The following is a 230-nucleotide window of genomic DNA, read 5'->3' as shown; positions in this document are numbered from 1 at the left end:
GAAACGCCGAAGGCCCCCGACAATGTCGGGGGCCTTCGGGAAAGGATGTTCCGGCGGTGTCCTACTCTCCCACACCCTGTCGAGTGCAGTACCATCGGCGCAGGTGGCCTTAGCTTCCGGGTTCGGAATGGGACCGGGCGTTTCCCCACCGCTATGACCGCCGTAACTCTATGAAACTATCACCAACCCCACGCGCACACCCCACAACCTTTCGGGGGGTGCTGCAGAGC

The 230-nt window shown here is 62.6% G+C and carries 1 rRNA gene; it reads right to left on the bottom strand.

Annotated elements, in window-relative coordinates:
* Positions 1 to 48: 48 nt before the first annotated feature.
* Positions 49 to 165 (bottom strand): 5S ribosomal RNA (rrf, locus tag ON26_RS09480).
* Between the last annotated feature and the right edge of the window lie 65 nt (positions 166 to 230).

Source organism: Nocardia higoensis NBRC 100133, assembly GCF_000308595.1.
Classification (GTDB): Bacteria; Actinomycetota; Actinomycetes; order Mycobacteriales; family Mycobacteriaceae; genus Nocardia; species Nocardia higoensis.
Note: the sequence above shows the minus strand (reverse complement) of the source record. Positions and strands in the feature narration are given on the sequence as shown.